This window comes from Pseudomonas sp. P1.31, from assembly GCF_001269815.1.
GTDB classification, from domain to species: Bacteria; Pseudomonadota; Gammaproteobacteria; order Pseudomonadales; family Pseudomonadaceae; genus Aquipseudomonas; species Aquipseudomonas rustica.
In genome coordinates this window covers 108156-131183 of sequence record NZ_LHVN01000008.1, presented here as the reverse complement: position 1 = coordinate 131183, position 23028 = coordinate 108156, and the positions used below count along the sequence as shown (strand labels likewise).

Here is a 23028-nt window from a genome sequence, read left to right as displayed (position 1 = left end):
TCAAGATCAAAAGATCGCAGCCTTCGGCAGCTCCTACAGGGATATTTAACCAGGTAAAGAGTCTATCCCGGGCCTCGCCATTAGTTTAGAAAAATCTGAACTAAGTATTTGCCCGTAGCGATTCTTTCCCCTCACTACATTTCGCATCATCGGCCCCACAGCGGCGTCCGAACCTGTGCTCAACGGCGCGCCGATATAAATAAAACAAAGACGATGAGGCCCTACCCGTGGACAAGATTCTTCACCAACCACTGGGCGGCAACGAAATGCCGCGCTTCGGCGGCATCGCCACCATGCTCCGACTCCCCCATGTACCGACCGCTGCCGGCCTGGACGCTGCCTTCGTAGGCGTGCCACTGGACATCGGTACTTCGCTGCGCCCCGGCACCCGCTTCGGGCCACGCGACATTCGCACCGAATCAGTGATGATCCGCCCTTACAACATGGCGACCGGCGCTGCGCCGTTCGACTCGCTGGCCGTGGCCGACATTGGCGACGTGGCGATCAACACCTTCAACCTGCTCGACGCCGTGCGCATCATCGAAGAAGCCTACGACAACATCCTCGAGCACAACGTGATCCCGATGACCCTGGGTGGCGACCACACCATCACCCTGCCGATCCTGCGGGCGATTCATAAAAAGCACGGCAAGGTCGGTCTGGTGCACATCGATGCCCACGCGGACGTCAACGATCACATGTTCGGCGAGAAAATCGCCCACGGCACTACCTTCCGCCGCGCGGTTGAAGAAGGTCTGCTCGATTGCGACCGTGTCGTGCAGATCGGTCTGCGCGCTCAGGGTTACACCGCTGACGACTTCAACTGGAGCCGCGATCAGGGTTTCCGCGTGGTTCAGGCTGAAGAGTGCTGGCACAAGTCGCTGGCACCGCTGATGGCCGAAGTGCGCGAGAAAGTCGGCGGTGGCCCGGTGTACCTTAGCTTCGACATCGACGGCATCGATCCGGCCTGGGCACCTGGCACCGGCACCCCGGAAATCGGCGGTCTGACGACCATTCAGGCGATTGAAATCGTTCGCGGCTGCCAAGGCCTCGACTTGATCGGTTGCGATCTGGTAGAAGTCTCGCCCGCTTACGACACCACCGGCAACACCTCGCTGCTGGCCGCCAACCTGCTGTACGAAATGCTCTGCGTACTGCCTGGCGTGGTTCACCGCTGAGGGTTGCGTCATGAACGAACGTGATCAGGTTCTGCAAGCGGCCGCCGAGCTGGTGGCTGCCTTTGCCCGTAATGATCGCGAGGCTTACTTCGGCGCGTTCAGCGCCGATGCAAGTTTCGTTTTCTACACCCTCGAACAGCCGTTGCTGTCGCGCGATGCCTATCAGGCCTTGTGGGACAGCTGGCGCGCCGAGGATGGCTTCGAGGTGCTTGCGTGCACGTCGAGCAACGCCTTCGTCAGCCTGCAAGGTGACGTGGCGATTTTCATCCATGACGTGGCCACCGAGCTGCGCATGCAAGGGGAGCAACACTTCAGCCAGGAGCGCGAGACGATTGTTTTCAAGAAACAAGCGTCGAGCCTAGAACAACAAGGCCATTGGCTGGCCTGCCACGAACATTTGTCCGCGATGCCGGAAGGGCTGCCATCCCCTTAGCCAAAACAGGTGACGCTCACGAACGATGAGCGCGCCTTTGTGATCGGAGCAGATCATGAATAACAACAACAACGAAAAAAGCCTTAGCAGCATTGAAACAAACGGGGTCGAACAGATCCCGGATCATGAGCGCGACGCCCGACCCAGCGACCTGTTTCGCTTGATCTTCGGCGGCGCCAATACCTTCGCCACCGCCGTGCTCGGCAGTTTCCCGGTGCTGTTCGGTCTGTCTTTTCAGGCCGGCGTCTGGGCGATTGTGCTGGGCGTGGTGGTCGGTGCGCTGATCCTTGCGCCGATGGGCCTGTTCGGCCCGCTCAACGGCACCAACAATGCCGTGTCATCGGGTGCGCATTTCGGTGTGCACGGGCGGATCGTCGGCTCGTTCCTGTCGTTGTTGACGGCGATCGCGTTCTTCTCACTGTCGGTGTGGAGTTCGGGTGACGCGCTGGTCGGTGGTGCCAAACGACTGATCGGCCTGCCGGAAACCGACCTGACCCTGGGTCTGGCCTACGGCTTGTTCGCGTTGCTGGTGCTCACCGTGTGCATCTACGGCTTCCGCATCATGCTGTGGGTCAACCGCATTGCGGTGTGGGCCGCGAGCCTGTTGTTCCTGCTCGGCATTTTCGCCTTTGCCCCGGCCTTCGACAGCCAGTACGCCGGCAGCGTGGCCCTCGGTCAGGCAGGTTTCTGGGCGGCGTTTATCGGCGCTGCGCTGGTAGCGATGAGCAACCCGATTTCCTTCGGCGCCTTCCTCGGCGACTGGTCACGCTACATCCCGCGCACAACCCCGAAAGCCCGGATCATGCTGGCGGTGATCGCGGCACAGTTGGCAACCCTGATTCCGTTTTTGTTCGGCCTGACCACCGCGACCATCGTCGCGATCAAGGCGCCGGACTACATCGCGGCGAACAACTATGTCGGTGGTTTGCTGGCGGTGTCGCCGAGCTGGTTCTTCCTGCCGGTGTGTCTGATTGCGGTGATCGGCGGCATGTCCACCGGCACCACGTCGCTGTATGGCACCGGGCTGGACATGTCCAGTGTGTTCCCGCGCGTGCTGTCGCGGGTGAAAGCGACGCTGTTGATCGGCGTGCTGTCGATTGCCTTCATCTTCATCGGTCGTTTTGCGGCGAACCTGGTGCAGAGCGTGTCGACCTTCGCCGTGCTGATCATCACCTGCACCACGCCATGGATGGTGATCATGATCATCGGCCTGTTGGTGCGTCGCGGTTTCTACTGCCCGGATGACTTGCAAGTGTTTACGCGCGGCGAACAGGGCGGACGCTACTGGTTCAACCACGGCTGGAACTGGCGCGGTCTGGGCGCATGGATCCCGAGCGCGGCGGTCGGCCTGTGCTTCGTCAATCTGCCGGGGCAATTCGTTGGCCCGCTGGGTGAAATGGCCGGCGGCATCGACATCAGCTTGCCGGTGACCCTGGGCCTGGCTTCGGCGGTGTACCTGACGCTGCTGAGCCTGTTCCCGGAACCGCGGGAAGTGTTCGGCCCGAAGGATGCACGGAGCCAAGGCGCGGAGTCGCCGGTTAAAGCGGCAATGCGACAAGCCGCCTGAATAAACGCCTATCCCCTGTGGGAGCGAGCTTGCTCGCGAAAGCGATCTGTCAGTCACATCAGTGTTGAATGTGCCGACGCCTTCGCGAGCAAGCTCGCTCCCACAGGAGACTGAATTCAGCCTCACATAAAAAAGACAATCGGAGACACGCCATCATGGCTTTGGATTTATTCGTCGTCCTCATCTACGCAGCCGGCATGCTTTTGCTCGGCTATTTCGGCATGCGCAAGGCCAAAACCAACGAGGACTTTCTGGTCGCCGGTCGTAACCTCGGCCCAAGCCTGTACATGGGCACCATGGCCGCTACCGTGCTCGGTGGTGCATCCACCGTCGGCACCGTTCGCCTCGGTTACGTGCACGGCATCTCCGGTTTCTGGCTGTGCGCCGCGCTGGGTTGCGGGATTCTCGCGCTGAACCTGTTTCTGGCCAAACCGCTGCTGAAACTGAAGATCTACACCGTTACCCAAGTGCTGGAAAAGCGCTACAACCCGATGGCTCGCTCGGCCTCCGCGCTGATCATGCTGGCCTACGCACTGATGATCGGCGTGACCTCGATCCTCGCGATCGGCACCGTCCTGCAAGTGCTGTTTGACCTGCCATTCTGGGTTTCGGTACTGGTCGGTGGTGGCGTGGTGGTGATCTACTCGGCGATCGGCGGCATGTGGTCGCTGACCCTGACCGACATCGTCCAGTTCATCATCAAGACCGTCGGCCTGATGTTCATCCTGTTGCCGATCTGCCTGTACCGCGTGGGTGGTTGGGACGAGTTGGTGCTGAAGTTGCCGGCCACCGCGTTCAACTTCACCACGATCGGTTGGGACACGATCATCACCTACTTCATGATCTACTTCTTCGGCATCCTGATCGGTCAGGACATCTGGCAACGGGTGTTCACCGTCAAGAACGAAAAAGTCGCCAAGTACGCCGGTAGCGCCGCCGGCATCTACTGCATCATCTACGGCCTGGCCTGCGCCCTGATCGGCATGGCGGCACACGTGCTGATTCCTGATCTGTCCAACGTCAACAACGCCTTCGCCGCCATCGTCAAACTGTCGCTGCCGGACGGCATCCGGGGTCTGGTGATCGCAGCTGCACTGGCCGCCATGATGTCTACCGCCAGCGCCGGCCTGCTCGCCGCTGCCACCACCATCACCGAAGACCTGCTGCCGAAACTGCGCGGCGGTAAACAATCGAGCCTGGGCATCAACCGCCTGTTCACCCTGCTGACCGGTGTTGTGGTGCTGGGTATCGCTCTGGTGGTAAACGATGTGATCAGCGCGCTGACCCTCGCTTACAACCTGTTGGTCGGCGGCATGTTGATCCCGCTGATCGGGGCGATCTTCTGGAAACGCGCAACCACCGCCGGCGCCATCGCCAGCATGGGCCTGGGTTTCGCCACCGCCCTGTTGTTCATGATCAAGGACGGCCTCGATGCCAACACGCCGATCTACTACAGCCTGGCTGTGGGCCTGATCAGTTTTGTGGTGGTCAGCCTGGTCTCCCCTCGCCCGGCTACCGTGGCGAGCGCGATCTAAGCTTGATGTAACGACTTGATGCTTTCTTCGACGGGTGTGGCGTCGGTTGCCACACCCGTTTTTTTTCGTCTGTAGAAAAGTGCTGATGAAGATGCTTCACTCAAGCAGAACAACGACTAGAAAAATCTGCCATGAGAAGAGCTGCCGTGCGTGCCGCCGTGCACCGGTTCATCCGCCGTCTGCTGGAGAACCACGACTTCAACGACCACACCAGCCTGGTGCAATTGGGGTTGGAAAAGGCTGATATCGAGGATTTGATCTTTCATCTGGAAGATGAATTCGGACTGACGGCATTCACCGCCGAAGAAGACCGCATGCTCAAGACCGCGAAGACCGCGAATGACTTAAGCCGGTTTTTGCTAGAGATTGGACGGCATTGAAAGCAAAAGATCGCAGCCTTCGGCAGCTCCTACACTGATCCATGTAGGAGCTGCCGAAGGCTGCGATCTCTTGATCCTTAAAGAGGCACTTACCGCCGGCGCGGCTGGCGGCGACGCTGCTCGTCATCGGTGCGGATCGGGACAGGTTGCAGAGGCGGTTCGATCAAGCCGAGGGCAACACCCAAGTCGTGCAGCCAGTTTTGAATTTTCTCTTTCATCGTCATGCCCCCTTCAGGGTGGTGCTGAGCGACCGGAATTCTGAGGCCGCTTCGCACTGATAATAGTCCGAAGTCCTACGCAATGCTCGGCGAAATCCGCAATGATCTGTTACTGAATGGAACAGAATCTGCTGCCATTGGTTCAAGCCGTTTCTCGCACATCCGCCGAAGCCGCGGGATAGACAGTCTGCAGCACTTCTAAACACGCATTCGGATTGGCCCCGACCCTGCCTTTGGCCACATGAGCCATGTTGTCGCACCCCCTGAATGCTCGGCCAGCGGCTACTGACCCAGCGCTTTGCGCAAACGCCGACGTACCCACTGCTCGGCGCTGACGAAGGTGATGCCGAGCAACACCAGTACGGCGCCGATGATGAAGTTCAGGCTCAGCTCTTCGCCGAGCAGAATCACGCCGAAGGTCACGCCGAACAGCGGCGTCATAAACGAAAACACCGCGAGATTGGCCGCCAGATAACGGCGTAACAGCCAGAACCACACCAGATAACTGAAGAACGACACCACCAGCCCTTGGAACAGCACACTGGCCACCGCCACCGTGGTCAGGTTGACGTGAGTGATCTGGCCGCTGAACAGCGCGATCAACAGCAGGCCGACGAAACCGACCATCAATTGATAGAACAAGGTCAAGGTCACAGGCGCGTCGGATAGGCGCGAGGCACGCACGACCACGGTGGTCGCGCCCCAGCAGGCACCGGCCAGAATCCCGAAGAAGTCACCGAGCAGCATGCTCCGGTCAAGGTTGTCCCACGACACACCGCCGGCGAAGGCAATCGCGATGCCGATGAAGGCGAGCAGAATCCCCAGCCATTGCAGCGGCCGCAAACGCTCGCTGGCCAGCAGAAAATGCACGCCCAACGCGGTGAAGATCGGCGCGGTGTAGAGGAATACCGACATGTGCGCGGCCGTGGTCAGTTGCAGGCCTTCGGAGATAAAGAAGAATTCCAGACCGAACAACGCACCGGCGAGCAAACCGCCGCGCCAGGTGTTGCCGACCTGATCCCAACCACCCTTCCAGCAGATCAACAATCCTACGAGCAATGCGGAAATGCCTGACCGCCCCGCGGCCTGCATCACCGGCGCGATGTCGGGCGCGGCCCATTTGATCATGACTTGCTGCACGCCCCAGATCAGGCACAGGCCGATCATCACTTGCAGGGCAAACCGGTCGGCATTGCGCCGCTCGACACTCACCGCAACACCTCGAACACACACAACATGGCAGGCCATCCATTGGTCAGAAAACAGTGTTGGGGATTATCAATGAGTCGAGGGGAAAAAGCCGTCTGGAAAAGACATTTGTTTCTTCTGCAGCGTCAGCGGTGAATGGCCGTCGGCTGCGCCGCCATTCGCGAGCAAGCTCGCTCCCACCATTGGAATGCCTTCCCCTGTGGGAGCGAGCCTGCTCGCGAAGAGGCCCTCACTGCCAACCCATATGAAGGATCAGCGCCGGCCAAACCGCCTCACCACCAAAAACCCAACCGCACAAGCCACAGCCGTCGCCACCATCCCCCAAACCCAATCCATCAACGTCACCTGCACCGACCACCCACGTAACGTCGCCCAATTCGTCAGGTCATACGTCCCATACGCCACCAGCCCCAACAACGCCCCCCTCTTCACCGCCCACTGCCAACTCAGCGCGGGCAACACCACAAACACCACGCAGCCAAAAACATACAGGCAATAAAAAACCGCGGCCGGTAACAGCAGCGGTTTTTCCAGCATCAGCGAACCGAGCAGTTCGCGGTAGGTCGGCGCCATCAACAGCCCCAGCCAGATGCCGTCGAGCAGAAGAAACGTCAGCAGCGTGGCGACGTAGGCAATCAGCGTTCTTTTCATCACACCACCCTCAATGTAGGAGCTGCCGCAGGCTGCGATCTTTTGACCTTCAAGATCAACAGATCGCAGCCTGCGGCAGCTCCTACATGGGGCTGGCGGGGGCTCAGGTTAGTTCAATGCGATCGGCATGAATAACGATCTTGCCTTCCTTGTACAGCGAACCGATGGCCTTCTTGAAGTTGCCTTTGCTGACGCCGAACAGGCTGCTGATCAACGCTGGATCGCTCTTGTCGCTGACCGGCAGCGTGCCGTCGTTGTCGCGCAACTTGGCAAGGATCTTCGAGTTGAGGCTGCTCGCCGCTTCCTGACCCACCGGTTGCAGGCTCAGGGCGATCTTGCCGTCGGCGCGCACTTCCTTGATGTAGCCCTTCTCGCTCATGCCGGCGCGCATGAACTTGAAGATTTCATTCTTGTGGATCAAACCCCAGTGCTTGTTGTTGATGATCGCCTTGAAGCCCATGTCGGTGGCTTCGGCGACCAGCAGATCAACTTCCTGGCCCTGGCTGTAATTGGCCGGGGTTTTGTCGAGATAGCGATCCAGCCGCGCGGTGGCGGTGATGCGGCGGGTGTGCTTGTCGAGGTAGACGTGCACCACGCAGTACTCGCCGGCGGTCATCTGGCGCTTTTCTTCGGAATACGGCAGCAACAGATCCTTCGGCAGCCCCCAATCGAGGAACACACCGATGCTGTTGACTTCAACAACTTTCAGACTGGCAAATTCGCCGACCTGAACTTTTGGTTTCTCTGTGGTAGCGAGAAGTTTGTCTTCGCTGTCCAGATAAACAAAAACGTTGAGCCAATCTTCATCTTCGCTGGGAATATCTTTAGGGATATAACGGTTGGGCAAAAGAATCTCGCCGTCCGCACCGCCGTCCAGATATAAACCGAAGTTAGTGTGTTTAACCACTTGCAAACTGTTGTAACGCCCGACTAAAGCCATTTCCAGAACCCTCATTACGTGGGCGGCATTCTACCCGTTTTTGCCGTGAACGCTCGCCGGCAGATCCTCGGTTTCGGCTAAAACTGCGCCACGCCTTGATTTTCCTTGATCACCGACGAGCGAGGTGCCGCTCGTCAGTCTGCCAGCGAGCGGTTCAGCCGCGACATAATGTCCCGTCAAACAGCAATGATCTTATTTAAAACAGCAGGTTAGCTAGATATTCCAATTAATTAACCGCGAATAATGCAGCGCTGCACTGGGCTATTCCCGGGGATATTTACCAAGCAATTGTCAAGTAATTACTGTACGATGCCTGGCCGAGTTACTTTTCTACAGGTTAATGGCCGCCATGCGTGTAAAAGCATCCAACAGCAAAGCAAAGCCAGCTCCAGCCGTTGAAACCAGCGAATCGATCAACGATCAAATCGCAGCGTTCCTCAAGTCCGGCGGCGAGATCCAGCAAATTGCCAAAGGCGTCAGTGGCCAGACGTTCGGCCCGTCCAAGCAGATCAGCCTGGGCAAGAAGTAACACCCGGTTTTACACCCGTCCAGAGGCGCTTTGAGCTTCGAAGCGCCTGGACTGGCACCGCGCAACACCCTCCCCGTTTTAAACAAACCAAACAGCAAATATTCAGAAATCGACGAACGGCCTTCAATGCCGAGCATTCGCCGGTATCCTTGCACGCGTCTAGATCAAGCGTTTCAGCAGGCCCGCCGTCCTGCGCTCGCTGTTCATGGAGTGACGCATGCGCACATCTTCCTGTTTATTGCTTGTAGGCCTGCTCGCGGCAACGACTGCGCACGCGCAGATTTTCCAGCGTGAACTCGGTGATTTCGACCTCAAGCTCGGCACCACACCCAGCCGCAGCATGGCGCAGGGCCTGGTCAAACCGGCGGCGGTCGGTTCGTTCCACGGCGGTCTCGATCTGAGCCACGACAGTGGCCTTTACGTCGGTCAGTACGCACCGAGCATGGGCATCTCGCCGGGCAAGAACCTTGAAATCGACTCCTACGTCGGCTTTAAACAACCATTCGATCAGTTGCTCGGCTACGAAGTCGGGATGATTCATTACAGCTATCCGAAGGTCGACACCCTCGACAGCCAGGAAGTGTTCGGTGGCCTGACCCTGCTCGGCAGCCGCTTCGGCATCGCGCTGAGCAACGACCCGGATAAACAGAACAACACCCTTTTCGCCGACCTTGGCGGCAATCAGCCGTTCGGCATCGGCGTCAGCATGAAATACACCACCCACCAGTTGAACTCGCCAGTAGCGGTGGACGGCGGCTACGTCAGTAGTTTTACCGATTGGTCGGTGAAGTTCTCCCGCCCGGTGATGGGCGTCGATCTCGATCTCATCTACAGCAACTCCAGCCTCAGCGGCAGCGATTGCTCGGCCTATTCCGGCCACAACAGCCAGTGCGACGGCCTCGTCACGCTCAAGGCCGAACGCGCCTTCTATTGATCGGCTGAACTGCCGGGCTCATTCTGCGTTCACATAAACATCAGACCCTCAGGCTGGCCATCGCAAGGATTCGCCCATGTCTCGCTGGTTCAAGCACATTGCCGCGCTATTGATGTTCACCCTCGCCCTCGGCGCCTGCAGCCGCGTCGGCCTGGCCTATCGCAACCTCGACGTGATCATTCCGTGGACGCTCGGCGATTACGTCGACATGAACGGCGAGCAGAAAGACTGGTTCAACGAGCGCCTCAAGGAACACCTGAACTGGCACTGCACCACGCAGTTGCCGGGCTACCTCGACTGGCTGGATCGCTTGCAAACCATGGTCGAGACCAATCAGGTCACCGACGCCGCCCTGCAAGCGCGCACCGCCGAAGCCAAGCAAGCCATCGCCGAAACCGCGAAAGAGATCACGCCGTCAGCCATCGAATTGCTGCAAGGTCTGGACGACAAGCAAGTGGCGGAGATGAATGAAGCGTTCGCCAAGGACTTGCGCAAACGCCAGCAGGATTACGTCAATCCGCCGCTGGCCCAGCAGATCAAGGAACGTGGCGAGCGCATGACCAAACGCCTAAACGACTGGCTCGGCCCGCTCAGCCCTACGCAAGAACAGCGCGTAGTGGCCTGGACTAACGCTCTCGGCGATCAGAACACCCAGTGGATCGCCAACCGCGCGCATTGGCAAAAGCAGTTCAGTGCCGCCGTGGCGCAACGCAAGAGTGCAGAATTCCCACAGCGTATCGAGACGCTTCTGGTGAATCGCGAGAGCTTATGGACAGCGGATTACCGCAAGGCCTACGCCGATACTGAAGCGCAGGCGCGCTCGTTGTTCGTGGATTTGATGGCGGAGAGCACGCCGCAGCAGCGTCAGCGCTTATTGAAAAAAATCGAAGGCGTACGCAAAGACTTCAACGACCTCAAATGCCTGAAGGCCGCACAAAAATCCTTGTAGGAGCAGAGCTTGCTCGCGAAAGCGGTCTGTCATTCAACAATAACGTTGGGGCTGACGACGCCTTCGCGAGCAAGCTCGGCTCCTACAGGATCGCGGTCAACCTTTAGGCGATCTGGGCTTTCGAGGCGACTTCATCAAACGTCGCTTCATCCAGCGCATCAGCCTGTTCATCCAGCACCTGACGCGGGTGGTCATTGCCGGGAATGCTGCTGTCGATCAGGCTCAGCAAGCTCGAACCGCGCGGGGTCAGAGAAAAATTGTTGCCGGTGCTGCCCTCTTCATCCGGACGCGGCTGGATAAAACCGCGCAGAAGCAACAGCCGTTCATAGTCGCAGGCCACCGTTTTCAGGTGATCCAGATTCTCGATCGGCTCGCCGGCGCTGGCTTTCTCCGCCGCGTAATCCTCAGCGTAGGCGCGAGGGGCGAAGCTGTGGCCGGCGCTGTTTTGCACTTCGTGCAGCAAGCGTTCAATCAAATCCCAGTTATAAGTCGTCATCCTGATTCAACCTCCGGTGCGCATGATTTGGGGCGCGTACCTAGGTTGTGACCGGAGGCTGGCGCAGCCGTTCAGCCGTATTTCCTTCAGCGACCGACCGGCGGTCTGTCGATTTCCCGGCGGGTTGAACGACTAGTCTGAAACAGACGGTTTCAACCCCGCAGGAGAAATCATCATGAACGTTGAGAATCATCCGGTGGTATCGCGCGAAGCATGGCTCGCCGCCCGCAAACAACATCTAGAACACGAAAAAGCCTTCACCAAAGAGCGCGATCGCCTCAGCGCTGAACGCCGCGCCTTGCCTTGGGTGAAAGTCGACAAGGACTACCACTTCCAGGGCCCGAACGGCGAATTGAAGCTGGCCGACCTGTTTGGCGACCACAGCCAATTGGTCGTTTACCACTTCATGTTCGCCAAGGACTGGGAAGAAGGCTGCCAGGGCTGCTCGTTCCTCAGCGACCACATCGACGGCGCCAACCAGCATTTGGCCCACCACGATATCGCCGTGGTTGCGGTGTCCCACGCACCGTTTAACCAGTTTCAAGACTTCAAACATCGCATGGGCTGGAAGTTTGACTGGGTATCGTCAGAGGGCTGCGACTTCAACTATGACTTCGGCGTGTGCGCCCGTGCCGAGGATGTTGCCGCCGGAAAGGCTACGTACAACTACGAAAAAACTGACAGCGCAGAGGAAGAAATGCCCGGGCTGAGCGTGTTTTACAAGGACAAGGCCGGAAACATCTTCCACACCTATTCGACATACGCCCGAGGTCTGGACATGCTGGTCGGCGCCTACAACTACCTCGACCTGACGCCGAAGGGCCGCAATGAAGACGAGATCATGGAGTGGGTGCGGCATCATGATCGGTATGAAGGCGCGACAAAATCCAGCTGCTGCCACGGCAACTGATCGCCCTTTGTGGGAGCGAGCTTGCTCGCGAAAGCGGTATGTCATGGTGATTGACACGACGCTTTCGCGAGCAGGCTCGCTCCCACAGGTTCTCCTACAGTTTCTGAACTTTTCACAGGCTTTGCCCCTCAACCGGTTAACCCGCCTTAACCGGAACTGAGGCCTGCCCCCATGAAAACCCTGATCAAGCTCACCCTCGCCGCCACCCTTGCCTGCGCCCTCCCCGTATGGGCCTGCACGCCAGAGGAGGCGACCGCCAAACGTGAACAACTGGCCAAAGAGGTCACCAAGCTCACTGAACAGAATCCGGCCAAGGCCAAAGAGATCAACGCCGAGTTGCAGAAAATGGATCTGGGCACGGCCAGCGCGGATCTGCCGGACAAGTGCCAGTTGATTGATCAGCGCTTGAAAGAGCTGGGTACGGCGGAGAAGAAGGCGGAAGGCTAAAGCGAAGATCGCAGCCTTCGTCAGCTCCTACAGAGGGGCGAAAAAAACCCGGACATTGTCCGGGTTTTTTTATCCAGCCTTAAACGACTTACTCAGCCGCTGGCTCTGCCGGCTTGCGGCGCTTGAGCGGGGCCATGCCGTCGCTGCTTACCAACGAGTCTGGCTTCGGACGGTTGGCGCTCTTGCGCTTGGTCGGCGTCTTGGCGGCGGTTTTCTTCTTGTCGCCCTTGGCATCGGTCTTTTTCTTCTTCACGCCAACAGCTTTACCCGAGGCCTTGACCTTTTTCGGCCCGCCGTAGGTGCCTTTGACTTCCTTGACGGTGCGGCGCTCGAAGCTCTGCTTGAGGTAGCGCTCGATGCTCGACATCAGGTTCCAGTCGCCGTGGCAGATCAGCGAGATCGCCAGGCCGTCGTTACCGGCACGGCCAGTACGACCGATACGGTGCACGTACTCGTCGCCGCTGCGTGGCATGTCGAAGTTGATCACCATGTCCAGACCATCAACGTCCAGACCACGGGCCGCCACGTCGGTGGCCACGAGGATCTTCACGCCGCCCTGCTTCAGACGGTCGATCGCCAGTTTGCGATCCTTCTGGTCTTTCTCGCCGTGCAGTACGAACGCTTTGTATTCCTGAGCCACGAGGCGGCCGTAGATGCGGTCGGCCATGGCGCGGGTGTTGGTGAAGATGATCGCCTTCTGATAGGTCTCGTTGGCCAGCAGCCAGTTCACAATCTGCTCTTTGTGCTGATTGTGGTCGGCGGTGATGATTTGCTGACGAGTGGTCGAGTTCAGCTGGCTGACCGCGTTGAGCTGCAAGTGCTCAGGGTTGTTCAGCACTTTGGCGATCATTTCGCGCAGGCCGGAACCACCGGTGGTGGCCGAGAACAGCATGGTTTGCTGACGGTTCGTGCATTCGTCGACTAGACGCTGAACGTCTTCGGAGAAGCCCATGTCGAGCATGCGGTCGGCTTCGTCGAGCACCAGCACTTCGACTTCTTTCAAATCGAGGTTGCCGGCGTTGAGTTGCTCGATCATGCGGCCCGGGGTGCCGATGAGGATGTCCGGCACTTTGCGCAGCATCGCGGCCTGTACCTTGAAGTCTTCACCGCCAGTGATCAGGCCGGATTTGATGAAGGTGAACTGCGAGAAACGCTCAACTTCCTTCAGGGTTTGCTGGGCCAGCTCGCGGGTCGGCAGCAGGATCAGCGTCTTGATGCTGACGCGAACCTTGGCCGGGCCGATCAGGCGATTGAGGATTGGCAGAACGAAAGCGGCGGTTTTGCCGCTACCGGTTTGCGCAGTCACCCGCAAATCACGCCCTTGGAGCGCCAGCGGGATGGCCGCGGCTTGCACAGGCGTTGGCTCGACAAATTTCAGCTCGGCCACAGCTTTAAGCAGGCGTTCGTGCAGGGCGAATTGGGAAAACACGGGTGCTACCTCGAAGATATGCAAAAAAACAGCTGCATAGGTTACCGGTTTCGAGCGCTCAGGCCGAGTTTCTTTATGCAAACGGCAGCAATCAGTGGTTTTTTTGTTGCCTGATTTGTCTCCAAACGTAATACCTGGCGTCTTAAATGCTCTAATCGGCCATCGCGTCTTACAGAAGAATCGTTTCACTTATGGATATCAAACAGCTCTGGCTCAACGCCCAGGATCTCTGGGGCACCCTCGAACAGCATCCGATCCTGCAAGCCAGCCTGGCGCTGATGCTGCTGTTGGTGATCGCGTTGGTACTCGGACGAGTGGCGCGCTACCTGATCCTGCACGCCAGCCGCATGCTCGGTCGCCAGCCGGCGTTTCACTGGATCAACGATTTACGCCACAACAAAGTGTTTCAGCGCCTGGCGCAGATTACCCCGTCGCTGGTGATTCAGTTCGGACTGCACTTGGTGCCGGAATTGAGCAAAACCGCGATGAATTTCCTCGGCAACGTCGCGCTGGCATTCACCATCCTGTTTTTGCTGCTGACCATCAGCGCGCTGCTCAATGCCCTGCTCGATATCTACGCGCGCACCGAACACGCCCGCACGCGCTCGATCAAAGGCTACGTGCAACTGGCGAAAATGGTTCTGTATGTGTTTGGCGGGATCATCATCGTCGCCACCCTGATCGACCGCTCGCCGCTGTTGCTGCTCTCCGGTCTCGGTGCGATGTCGGCGGTGATTCTGTTGGTCTACAAAGACACGCTGCTGTCGTTCGTCGCCAGCGTGCAGTTGACCAGCAACGACATGCTGCGGGTCGGCGACTGGATCGAAATGCCGCAAGTCGGCGCCGATGGCGATGTGGTCGATATCACTTTGCACACGGTCAAGGTGCAGAATTTCGACAAGACCATTGTGTCGATCCCGACGTGGCGCTTGATGTCCGAGTCGTTCAAGAACTGGCGTGGCATGCAGCAATCTGGCGGACGGCGGATCAAACGCAGCCTGTTCATCGACGCCAGCGGCGTGCGTTTCATCCGCGATGACGAGGAAGAAAAGCTCTCACAGGTGCACTTGCTGACCGACTACATGAGCCGCAAGAAAGCCGAGCTCAAGGCGTGGAACGAGGCGCAGGGCAATGTCGCGGCGATGTCGGCAAACCGCCGCCGGATGACCAATATCGGCACGTTCCGCGCTTATGCGTTGGCATATCTGAAGAGTCATCCGGAGATTCAACCGAACATGACCTGCATGGTGCGGCAGATGCAGACCACGGCGCAGGGCATTCCGCTGGAGATCTACTGCTTCACCCGCACCACGGCGTGGGCGGATTACGAGCGGATTCAGGGGGATATTTTTGATTATCTGCTGGCGGTGTTGCCGGAGTTTGGGTTGAGTCTGTATCAGCAGCCGAGTGGCGGGGATTTGCGTTCGGGCCTGTTGCCAGCGGTGCTCGGCTCGGCCAGCATCCCCGAGCCACAAAAACACCTCATGTAGTCCAAAATTCCCCTGTAGGAGCTGCCGAAGGCTGCGATCTTTTGACCTTAAAGATCAAAAGATCGCAGCCTTCGGCAGCTCCTACGGGGATTATGCGGTGCGTCGGATGCCGAGGCGGCTGATCCACACGGCAGCAAGGATGACGCTACCCCCCAGGAACAACCGCCCCAGCTCCTCATGCTGATTCCAGATCAGCAGATTCAGCAGCAACCCCACCGGCACATGCAGGTTGTTCATCACCGCCAACGTGCCGCCATTGACCATACACGCACCCTTGTTCCACCAGTACATGCCCAGCGCGGTCGAGACCAGTCCCAGAAACAGCAGCACGCCCCACTGCAGCGGCGCTTCCGGCAGAAAATTCGCTTTGCCGAACAGCAAGAACGCCGGCAGCACCACCGCCAGTGCGCCGACGTAGAAGAAGCCGAAACGTCGGTAATGCGGCAAATCACTCGGATGCTTGGCCACCAGATGTTTGTACATCACCTGCCCGGCGGCGTAGGTGAAGTTGGCCAATTGCAGCAGCAAGAAACCCATGAAGAAGTCCGGGCTGACGCTGTCGAAACGAATCACCGCCGCCCCACTCACCGCCACCAGTGCGGCGATCAGCGCCCACGGGTTGAAGCGGCGGTTCAGCGCGTCTTCGATCAACGTCACGTGCAACGGCGTGAGGATGGTGAACAGCAACACTTCCGGCACCGTCAGCACGCGGAAGCTCATGTACAGGCAGACGTAGGTCACACCGAACTGCAACGCACCGATCATCAGCATGCCGCGCATGAACGACGGTTCGACCGAGCGCCAGCGCGTCAGCGGAATGAACACCAGTCCGGCCAGCACCACGCGCACCAGCACGGCGAAGTAACTGTCGACATGACCGGCCAGATACTCGCCAATCAGACTGAAGGAAAACGCCTGGATCAGCGTGACAAAAAGTAGATAGCCCATGCTCGCCTCGGTTTTGAATGGCGGCGACGATAGCGGTTTTCGATTCTGCAACCAACACAAATCCCCCGTAGGAGCTGCCGCAGGCTGCGATCTTTTGATCCTGTTTTTTTAGAATCAAGATCAAAAGATCGCAGCCTTCGGCAGCTCCTACACGGGGGATAGGTGAATTCCGGGCAAAAAAAAGCCCGATCTCGCCTATGCGTTCAATCGGGCTACAGCACTCAGGAGCAACAAGTGCAAAGGGAGGTTCGATGCGCGTGGAACCTTGAAGGGGTTGCGCCAGGTCACTAGACCATCCAGAGATTATCTGGCGATTAACCTGTCAAGCGACCTGGGACAGTTTGGCGTTGGCCTGATTGAGGCCCTTCTCTTGGAAGTCGCCACCGAGGTTCATGCCTTCGGCGTGGATGAAGGTCACGTCGTTGATACCGATGAAACCCATGACCTGACGCAGGTACGGTTCCTGATGATCCGCCGGGCCGCCGGCGTAGATGCCGCCGCGAGCGGTCAGCACGTAGGCACGCTTGCCGCTGAGCAGGCCTTGCGGGCCGGTTTCGGTGTATTTGAAAGTCACGCCGGCACGCAGCACGTGGTCGAGCCAGGCTTTGAGGGTGCTCGGGATGGCGAAGTTGTACATCGGCGCAGCCATCACCAGCACGTCAGCGGCGAGCAGTTCATCAGTCAATTCATTGGAGCGATCCAGCGATGATTGTTCGCTGGCGTTGCGCTGTTCGGCAGGTTTCATCCAGCCACCCAACAGGTTGGCGTCCAGATGCGGTACCGGGTTCACGGCGAGGTCACGCACGGTGATCTGATCGGCAGGGTGTGCAGCTTTCCACTGGCTGATGAAGGTCTGGGTCAGTTGACGGGACACCGAGTCTTGCTGGCGGGCGCTGCTTTCAATGATCAGAACGCGGGACATGTTGTGTAGCCTCCATCCGAGAATGTTGTAAGTCGATGGAGTGAAGGTTAAACAGAGTTGAATCGATGAAAAAGCGCAAATAATTGCTGCAAAGTATCGAATAATTCGTTTAGATGCACTTACCCATCCTGTGGGAGCGAGCTTGCTCGCGAAGGCGGTGTATCAGTCAATTAATGCATCGACTGACGCGACGCCTTCGCGAGCAAGCTCGCTCCCACAATGGGATTCGGGTTATTTCGGGACGCAGGTCAGTTTGATGCGCAACTTGATGATCGAGCGGGTGAACTTGGCCGTGGCGTTTTTATGTTTGCCGGCCGGGACATCGATGCTGCGGGTGCGCGGCGCCTCGGGGCCGTTGCTGAAGACGGCCTTGCAAGTCGCATCGACATCGCCGTAGTTGGCGACCCGAATAGAGCCGATGTCGTTGTCGGTGTCGTAGGTTTCGTAGTCGATCTTCAAACCGTTGAGATCCTTTTCCACGTCGATCGGGTACGCGAACGCCGTCAGCGGCAGCAGCGCCAGCAACACACAACAGAATTTTTTCATTCGGCAGTCTCCATGAGGGATCGCCAGCTTAGGACAAGAGGAGCTATTGATGAAAGCGCCCCGCGTGACCCTGGATCAATGGCGAACATTGCAGGCCGTGGTCGACCATGGTGGCTTTGCCCAGGCCGCCGAGGCCCTGCACCGCTCGCAATCGTCGGTGAGCTACACCGTCGCACGCATGCAGGATCAGCTCGGCGTGCCGCTGTTGCGCATCGACGGGCGTAAAGCCGTGCTCACCGAAGCCGGCGGCGTGTTGCTGCGCCGTTCGCGGCAACTGGTGAAACAGGCCAGCCAACTCGAAGACCTCGCCCATCACATGGAGCAGGGCTGGGAAGCGGAAGTGCGGCTGGTGGTCGACGCCGCTTACCCGAGTGCGCGCATCGTCCGTGCGCTCACCGCGTTCATGCCGCAGAGCCGTGGTTGCCGCGTGCGTCTGCGTGAAGAAGTGTTGTCGGGTGTGGAAGAAGTTCTGCTCGAAGGCGTGGCCGATCTGGCCATCACCGGCCTGAGCATTCCCGGCCACCTCGGCGCGGAATTGAGCGACGTCGAGTTCATCGCCGTCGCCCACCCCGATCACCCGCTGCACCGGCTCAATCGCGAACTGAGTTTTCAGGATCTGGAAACGCAGATGCAAGTGGTGATCCGCGACTCCGGCCGCCAGCAACCCCGCGATGTCGGCTGGCTCGGCGCTGAACAGCGTTGGACGGTCGGCAGCCTCGCCACCGCCGCGACATTTGTCAGCAGCGGTCTGGGTTTTGCCTGGTTGCCTCGGCACATGATTGAACGAGAACTCAAGGATGGCTCGCTCAAGCTGCTACCGTTGGACAGGGGCGGCACCCGCAACTCCAGCTTCTATCTGTATTCGAACAAAGACAAACCCCTGGGCCCGGCGACGCAAATCCTCATCGAACTGCTGCGCACCTTCGATACGTTGCCTTTGGATGCGCCGTACGCCGCCCCTGAACAAGCCTGACACGGAGTCCACCGATGGCGTATTTCGAGCACGAAGGTTGCAACCTGCACTACGAGGAATATGGCCACGGTACGCCGTTGCTGCTGGTTCACGGGCTCGGTTCGAGCACGCTGGACTGGGAAATGCAGATCCCGGCACTCGCCGCGCACTACCGGGTGATCGTTCCGGATGTTCGCGGCCACGGCCGTTCGGACAAACCCCGTGAGCGCTACAGCATCGCCGGTTTCAGCGCCGACCTGCTTGCGCTGATCGAACATTTGAACCTCGGCCCGGTGCATTACGCCGGGCTGTCCATGGGCGGCATGATCGGTTTTCAGTTCGCCGTCGATCAACCGCAGCTGCTCAAGAGTCTGACCATCGTCAACAGCGCGCCCGAGGTCAAACTGCGCAGCCGTGATGACTACTGGCAGTGGTTCAAACGCTGGAGCCTGATGCGCGTGCTCAGCCTCGAAACCATCGGCAAAGCCCTCGGCGGCAAACTTTTTCCCAAGCCGGAACAGGCCGATCTGCGGCAGAAAATGGCCGAACACTGGGCAAAAAACGACAAACGTGCTTATCTCGCCAGCTTCGATGCGATTGTCGGTTGGGGCGTTCAGGAACGACTTTCCCGCGTGACCTGTCCAACCCTCATCGTCAGCGCCGACCGCGACTACACACCCGTCGCGCTGAAAGAAACCTATGTAAAACTGCTGCCTGATGCACGGCTGGTGGTGATCGACGATTCGCGCCACGCCACCCCGCTCGACCAACCGCAACGCTTCAATCAAACGCTGCTGGAGTTTCTCGCCACAGCCGACCTTCAATCTCAGGATCACTGACCCATGCTGAAAAAACTCGCCCTCGCCGCCGGTACCGTTCTGTTTGCCGCCAACCTGATGGCAGCAACGCCAGCCAAGGCGCCACACGTGCTGCTGGACACCACCAACGGCCAGATCGAAATCGAGCTGGATCCGGTCAAGGCGCCGATCAGTACCAAGAACTTCCTTGAGTACGTCGACAGCGGCTTCTACACCAACACCATTTTCCACCGCGTGATTCCGGGCTTCATGGCTCAGGGCGGCGGTTTCACCCAACAAATGCAACAGAAAGACACCAAGGCACCGATCAAGAACGAAGCCAGCAATGGCCTGCACAACGTTCGCGGCACGCTGTCGATGGCGCGCACTTCCAACCCGGATTCGGCCACCAGCCAGTTCTTCATCAACGTGGCCGACAACGCCTTCCTCGATCCGGGCCGTGACGCCGGTTACGCGGTATTCGCCAAAGTGGTCAAGGGCATGGACGTGGTCGACATCATCGTCAACTCGCAGACCACCACTAAAAGCGGCATGCAAAACGTGCCTGTCGACCCTGTGATCATCAAGTCGGCCAAGCGCATCGACTGAGTACTGCAGGGCATATCGAGCGGCGCCGGGCTGATCCCGCGCCGCTCACACTGATAAAAGGAGAGCCCGCATTCCGGGCGGTTATCTGATGCTCTATCGCCGTTTCGAACAACTGATCGACATATTCCGCGACGCCCCCACGGCGTCCCCTCCAGACCGTGTCTGGCCCTTCTATGTTTACTACCTCAAACAGGTCTGGCCGAGTTTCGCCGCCCTGCTCGTCGTTGGCCTGTTTGCCGCGCTGATCGAAGTGGCGCTGTTCAGTTACCTGAGCCGCATCATCGACCTGGCCCAAGGCACGCCGAACCCGAATTTCTTCAGCGACCACGCCCTCGAACTGACGTGGATGGTGGTGGTTGCCCTTGTGTTGCGGCCGATCTTTTTCGGCCTGCACGACCTGCTGGTGCATCAGACGCTGAGCCCCGGCATGACCAGCATGATCCGCTGGCAGAACCACAGCTATGTGCTTAAGCAGAGCCTGAATTTCTTCCAGAACGACTTCGCCGGGCGCATCGCCCAACGCATCATGCAGACCGGCAACTCGCTGCGTGATTCTGCGGTGCAAGCGGTGGATGCGCTGTGGCACGTGGTGATTTACGCGATCAGCTCGCTGGTGCTGTTCGCCGAAGCTGACTGGCGCCTGATGATTCCGCTGCTGCTGTGGATTGCCGCCTACATCGGCGCGCTCTACTACTTTGTGCCACGGGTCAAACAACGCTCGGTGGAAGCCTCCGACGCGCGCTCGAAACTGATGGGGCGCATCGTCGACGGCTACACCAACATCGCCACGCTGAAGCTGTTCGCCCACACCAATTTCGAGCAGCACTACGCCAAGGAAGCCATCGAAGAGCAGACCGTCAAAGCGCAACTGGCCGGTCGCGTGGTCACCAGCATGGACGTGGCGATTACCACCATGAACGGCTTGCTGATCGTCGGCACCACCGCGTTGGCCCTGTGGTTGTGGACGCAATCGTTGATCACCGTCGGCGCGATTGCTTTGGCGACCGGTCTGGTGATTCGCATCGTCAACATGTCCGGCTGGATCATGTGGGTGGTCACCGGCATTTTCGAAAACATCGGCATGGTGCAGGACGGTCTGCAGACCATCGCGCAACCGGTCAGCGTCACCGATCGCGAAGACGCCAAACCGCTGCAAGTAGCCCGTGGCGAAGTGCGTTTCGAGCACGTCGATTTTCACTACGGCAAGAAGCGCGGGATCATCGGCGACCTCAACCTGAACATCAAACCCGGTGAGAAAATCGGTTTGATCGGGCCGTCCGGCGCCGGCAAATCGACCTTGGTCAACCTGCTGCTGCGCCTGTACGACGTCGAGGGCGGACGCATTCTGATCGACGGGCAGAACATCGCCGATGTCGGTCAGGAAAGCCTGCGTGCGCGCATCGGCATGATCACCCAGGACACTTCGTTGCTGCACCGTTCGATCCGCGACAACTTGTTGTACGGCAAACCGGACGCGACCGATGCCGAGTTGTGGGACGCGGTACACAAGGCGCGCGCCGATGAGTTTATTCCGCTGCTGTCGGACGCCGAGGGCCGTACCGGTTTCGATGCGCACGTTGGCGAGCGCGGGGTGAAATTGTCCGGCGGTCAGCGTCAGCGCATTGCGATAGCACGGGTGCTGCTCAAGGACGCGCCGATCCTGATCATGGACGAAGCGACCTCGGCGCTGGACTCGGAAGTCGAAGCGGCGATTCAGGAAAGTCTTGAAACCTTGATGCAGGGCAAAACCGTGATTGCGATCGCGCACCGGCTCTCGACGATTGCGCGGATGGATCGGCTGGTGGTGCTGGAGAACGGCAAGATCGCCGAGAGCGGTACTCATGCTGAGCTGCTCGCGCATCGCGGTTTGTATTCGCGGCTGTGGGCGCACCAGACTGGGGGGTTCGTCGGCATCGATTGATGCACTGAATGATCGTTCCCACGCTCCGCGTGGGAACGCAGCCCGTGACGCTCCGCGTCACTGGACGCGGAGCGTCCCTTGAGGCATTCCCACGCAGAGCGTGGGAACGATCACCGCCCCAGCCCGCCAACCACGGGCGCTGGCGGTTTTTTTGTGGCCGCTGGAAATCCGTTAAAACCCTGCTGTACTCAGCCAAGGCTTCGGAACGGAGCCTGTCGTAAGTCTGCAAGGACGCACAACTCGATGCAGTCTCGATAGCAGCGCTATCAAGGACTCTTCTCATGTCTCTGTTGAAACGTTCAGCTACGGAGTTGTTGGGTACGTTCTGGTTGGTGTTGGGTGGTTGCGGCAGTGCGGTGATCGCCGCGTCTTCGCCGCTGGGTATCGGCGTGCTGGGGGTGGCCCTGGCGTTTGGTCTGACGGTGCTGACCATGGCGTTCGCCATCGGCCACATCAGCGGATGTCACCTCAACCCGGCCGTGTCGGTCGGTCTGGTCGTCGGCGGTCGATTCCCCGCCAAAGAGTTGCCTGCTTACATCATTGCCCAAGTGCTCGGCGCGATCCTCGCGGCGGCGTTGATCGCTCATATCGCCAGCGGCAAGGAAGGTTTCGATATTGCCTCCGGCCTCGCGTCCAACGGTTATGGCGAGCATTCTCCCGGCAAGTATTCGATGGCGGCAGGGTTTGTCACTGAGCTGGTGATGACCGCGATGTTCGTGATCATCATCCTCGGCGCGACCGACAGACGCGCGCCACCGGGACTGGCACCGATTGCGATTGGTCTGGGCCTGACGCTGATCCACTTGATCTCGATTCCGGTCACCAACACCTCGGTCAACCCGGCGCGCAGTACCGGGCCGGCGCTGATGGTGGGCGGCTGGGCGATTGCGCAGTTGTGGATGTTCTGGGTGGCGCCGCTGATAGGCGCGGTGGTGGGCGGCGGAATCTACCGCTGGCTGGGCAAAGAAGAAACCTGAGCCCAACACAAAACCCGTGTAGGAGCTGCCGAAGGCTGCGATCTTTTGATCTTGGTTTTTA

General features: G+C 59.0%; 25 protein-coding genes. 16 read left to right on the top strand and 9 right to left on the bottom strand.

Annotated elements, in window-relative coordinates; all coding sequences use genetic code 11:
• The first annotated feature begins 227 nt into the window (after positions 1–227).
• From speB to AD669_RS07095, 5 genes are all read left to right on the top strand, one after another.
• Positions 228–1178: an agmatinase gene (gene speB / locus AD669_RS07115; protein ID WP_008086245.1), complete on the top strand. Its 951-nt coding sequence runs from the start codon at positions 228–230 to the stop codon at positions 1176–1178.
• A gap of 10 nt (positions 1179–1188) precedes the next feature.
• Complete coding sequence (locus AD669_RS07110; RefSeq protein ID WP_053118199.1) at positions 1189–1611, top strand: nuclear transport factor 2 family protein; 423 nt, start codon at positions 1189–1191, stop codon at positions 1609–1611.
• Positions 1612–1666: 55 nt separating this feature from the next.
• Positions 1667–3178: a cytosine permease gene (locus AD669_RS07105; RefSeq protein ID WP_053118196.1), complete on the top strand. Its 1512-nt coding sequence runs from the start codon at positions 1667–1669 to the stop codon at positions 3176–3178.
• A 155-nt stretch (positions 3179–3333) separates the two neighbouring features.
• The gene (locus AD669_RS07100; protein WP_053118194.1) at positions 3334–4713 is read left to right on the top strand and encodes a sodium:solute symporter; all 1380 of its coding nucleotides are present in this window, start codon (positions 3334–3336) and stop codon (positions 4711–4713) included.
• Positions 4714–4844: 131 nt separating this feature from the next.
• The gene (locus tag AD669_RS07095; protein WP_053118192.1) at positions 4845–5093 is read left to right on the top strand and encodes a phosphopantetheine-containing protein; all 249 of its coding nucleotides are present in this window, start codon (positions 4845–4847) and stop codon (positions 5091–5093) included.
• Positions 5094–5182: 89 nt separating this feature from the next.
• Here AD669_RS07095 and AD669_RS28725 read toward each other — a convergent pair whose 3' ends face one another.
• From AD669_RS28725 to AD669_RS07080, 4 genes are all read right to left on the bottom strand, one after another.
• Positions 5183–5311 carry a PA1414 family protein gene (locus tag AD669_RS28725; protein ID WP_003184145.1) on the bottom strand — a complete coding sequence of 43 codons (129 nt, stop codon included), beginning with the start codon at positions 5309–5311 and terminating at the stop codon, positions 5183–5185.
• A 282-nt stretch (positions 5312–5593) separates the two neighbouring features.
• A complete protein-coding gene (locus AD669_RS07090) occupies positions 5594–6523 on the bottom strand; it encodes a DMT family transporter (RefSeq protein WP_053118190.1) in 930 nt (309 codons plus the stop codon).
• Between the two features lie 249 nt (positions 6524–6772).
• On the bottom strand, positions 6773–7171 hold the full coding sequence (locus tag AD669_RS07085) for a DUF2177 family protein (protein ID WP_053118188.1): 399 nt from the start codon (positions 7169–7171) through the stop codon (positions 6773–6775).
• A 103-nt stretch (positions 7172–7274) separates the two neighbouring features.
• Entirely contained in the window at positions 7275–8111 is an 837-nt protein-coding gene (locus tag AD669_RS07080; RefSeq protein ID WP_053118186.1) for a S1 RNA-binding domain-containing protein, read from the bottom strand.
• Positions 8112–8451: 340 nt separating this feature from the next.
• Between AD669_RS07080 and AD669_RS07075 the strand changes: the two genes are divergently transcribed.
• The 3 genes from AD669_RS07075 (at position 8452) to AD669_RS07065 (ending at position 10523) form a co-directional block, all read left to right on the top strand.
• Complete coding sequence (locus tag AD669_RS07075) at positions 8452–8640, top strand: hypothetical protein (RefSeq protein WP_016702300.1); 189 nt, start codon at positions 8452–8454, stop codon at positions 8638–8640.
• A gap of 217 nt (positions 8641–8857) precedes the next feature.
• A complete protein-coding gene (locus AD669_RS07070; RefSeq protein ID WP_053118184.1) occupies positions 8858–9574 on the top strand; it encodes a TorF family putative porin in 717 nt (238 codons plus the stop codon).
• Between the two features lie 76 nt (positions 9575–9650).
• Entirely contained in the window at positions 9651–10523 is an 873-nt protein-coding gene (locus AD669_RS07065) for a DUF6279 family lipoprotein (protein WP_053118182.1), read from the top strand.
• Positions 10524–10626: 103 nt separating this feature from the next.
• On the opposite strand, the gene AD669_RS07060 is transcribed toward AD669_RS07065, so the two are convergent.
• Entirely contained in the window at positions 10627–11019 is a 393-nt protein-coding gene (locus AD669_RS07060; RefSeq protein ID WP_053118180.1) for a hypothetical protein, read from the bottom strand.
• Between the two features lie 175 nt (positions 11020–11194).
• On the opposite strand from AD669_RS07060, the gene AD669_RS07055 reads away from it, so the two are divergent.
• Together AD669_RS07055 and AD669_RS07050 are read left to right on the top strand one after the other, a co-directional pair.
• Positions 11195–11929 carry a thioredoxin family protein gene (locus AD669_RS07055; protein ID WP_053118178.1) on the top strand — a complete coding sequence of 245 codons (735 nt, stop codon included), beginning with the start codon at positions 11195–11197 and terminating at the stop codon, positions 11927–11929.
• A gap of 171 nt (positions 11930–12100) precedes the next feature.
• Positions 12101–12376: a hypothetical protein gene (locus AD669_RS07050; protein ID WP_053118177.1), complete on the top strand. Its 276-nt coding sequence runs from the start codon at positions 12101–12103 to the stop codon at positions 12374–12376.
• An 88-nt stretch (positions 12377–12464) separates the two neighbouring features.
• Here AD669_RS07050 and AD669_RS07045 read toward each other — a convergent pair whose 3' ends face one another.
• Positions 12465–13805, bottom strand: a complete 1341-nt coding sequence (locus AD669_RS07045) for a DEAD/DEAH box helicase (RefSeq protein ID WP_053118174.1) — start codon at positions 13803–13805, stop codon at positions 12465–12467.
• A 191-nt stretch (positions 13806–13996) separates the two neighbouring features.
• Between AD669_RS07045 and AD669_RS07040 the strand changes: the two genes are divergently transcribed.
• On the top strand, positions 13997–15295 hold the full coding sequence (locus tag AD669_RS07040) for a mechanosensitive ion channel family protein (RefSeq protein WP_053118172.1): 1299 nt from the start codon (positions 13997–13999) through the stop codon (positions 15293–15295).
• A 90-nt stretch (positions 15296–15385) separates the two neighbouring features.
• On the opposite strand, the gene AD669_RS07035 is transcribed toward AD669_RS07040, so the two are convergent.
• The 3 genes from AD669_RS07035 to AD669_RS07025 form a co-directional block, all read right to left on the bottom strand.
• Positions 15386–16243, bottom strand: coding sequence for a carboxylate/amino acid/amine transporter (locus AD669_RS07035; protein ID WP_053118170.1), 858 nt, complete (start codon positions 16241–16243; stop codon positions 15386–15388).
• A 322-nt stretch (positions 16244–16565) separates the two neighbouring features.
• Positions 16566–17165 (bottom strand): FMN-dependent NADH-azoreductase, encoded by a 600-nt coding sequence (locus tag AD669_RS07030; protein WP_053118168.1) that lies wholly within the window; start codon positions 17163–17165, stop codon positions 16566–16568.
• A gap of 231 nt (positions 17166–17396) precedes the next feature.
• Complete coding sequence (locus tag AD669_RS07025) at positions 17397–17711, bottom strand: hypothetical protein (protein ID WP_053118166.1); 315 nt, start codon at positions 17709–17711, stop codon at positions 17397–17399.
• Between the two features lie 49 nt (positions 17712–17760).
• Here AD669_RS07025 and AD669_RS07020 point away from each other — a divergent pair, with 49 nt between their 5' ends.
• The 5 genes from AD669_RS07020 to aqpZ all read left to right on the top strand — a co-directional run bounded on the left by AD669_RS07020 (position 17761) and on the right by aqpZ (position 22967).
• Entirely contained in the window at positions 17761–18684 is a 924-nt protein-coding gene (locus AD669_RS07020) for a LysR family transcriptional regulator (protein WP_008086429.1), read from the top strand.
• A 14-nt stretch (positions 18685–18698) separates the two neighbouring features.
• Positions 18699–19502 (top strand): alpha/beta fold hydrolase, encoded by an 804-nt coding sequence (locus AD669_RS07015; RefSeq protein WP_053118164.1) that lies wholly within the window; start codon positions 18699–18701, stop codon positions 19500–19502.
• Between the two features lie 3 nt (positions 19503–19505).
• The gene (locus tag AD669_RS07010; protein WP_053118162.1) at positions 19506–20069 is read left to right on the top strand and encodes a peptidylprolyl isomerase; all 564 of its coding nucleotides are present in this window, start codon (positions 19506–19508) and stop codon (positions 20067–20069) included.
• Positions 20070–20157: 88 nt separating this feature from the next.
• Positions 20158–21990, top strand: a complete 1833-nt coding sequence (locus AD669_RS07005) for an ABC transporter ATP-binding protein (RefSeq protein ID WP_053118159.1) — start codon at positions 20158–20160, stop codon at positions 21988–21990.
• 281 nt (positions 21991–22271) lie between these two features.
• A complete protein-coding gene (gene aqpZ, locus AD669_RS07000; RefSeq protein ID WP_053118157.1) occupies positions 22272–22967 on the top strand; it encodes an aquaporin Z in 696 nt (231 codons plus the stop codon).
• Positions 22968–23028 lie beyond the last annotated feature (61 nt).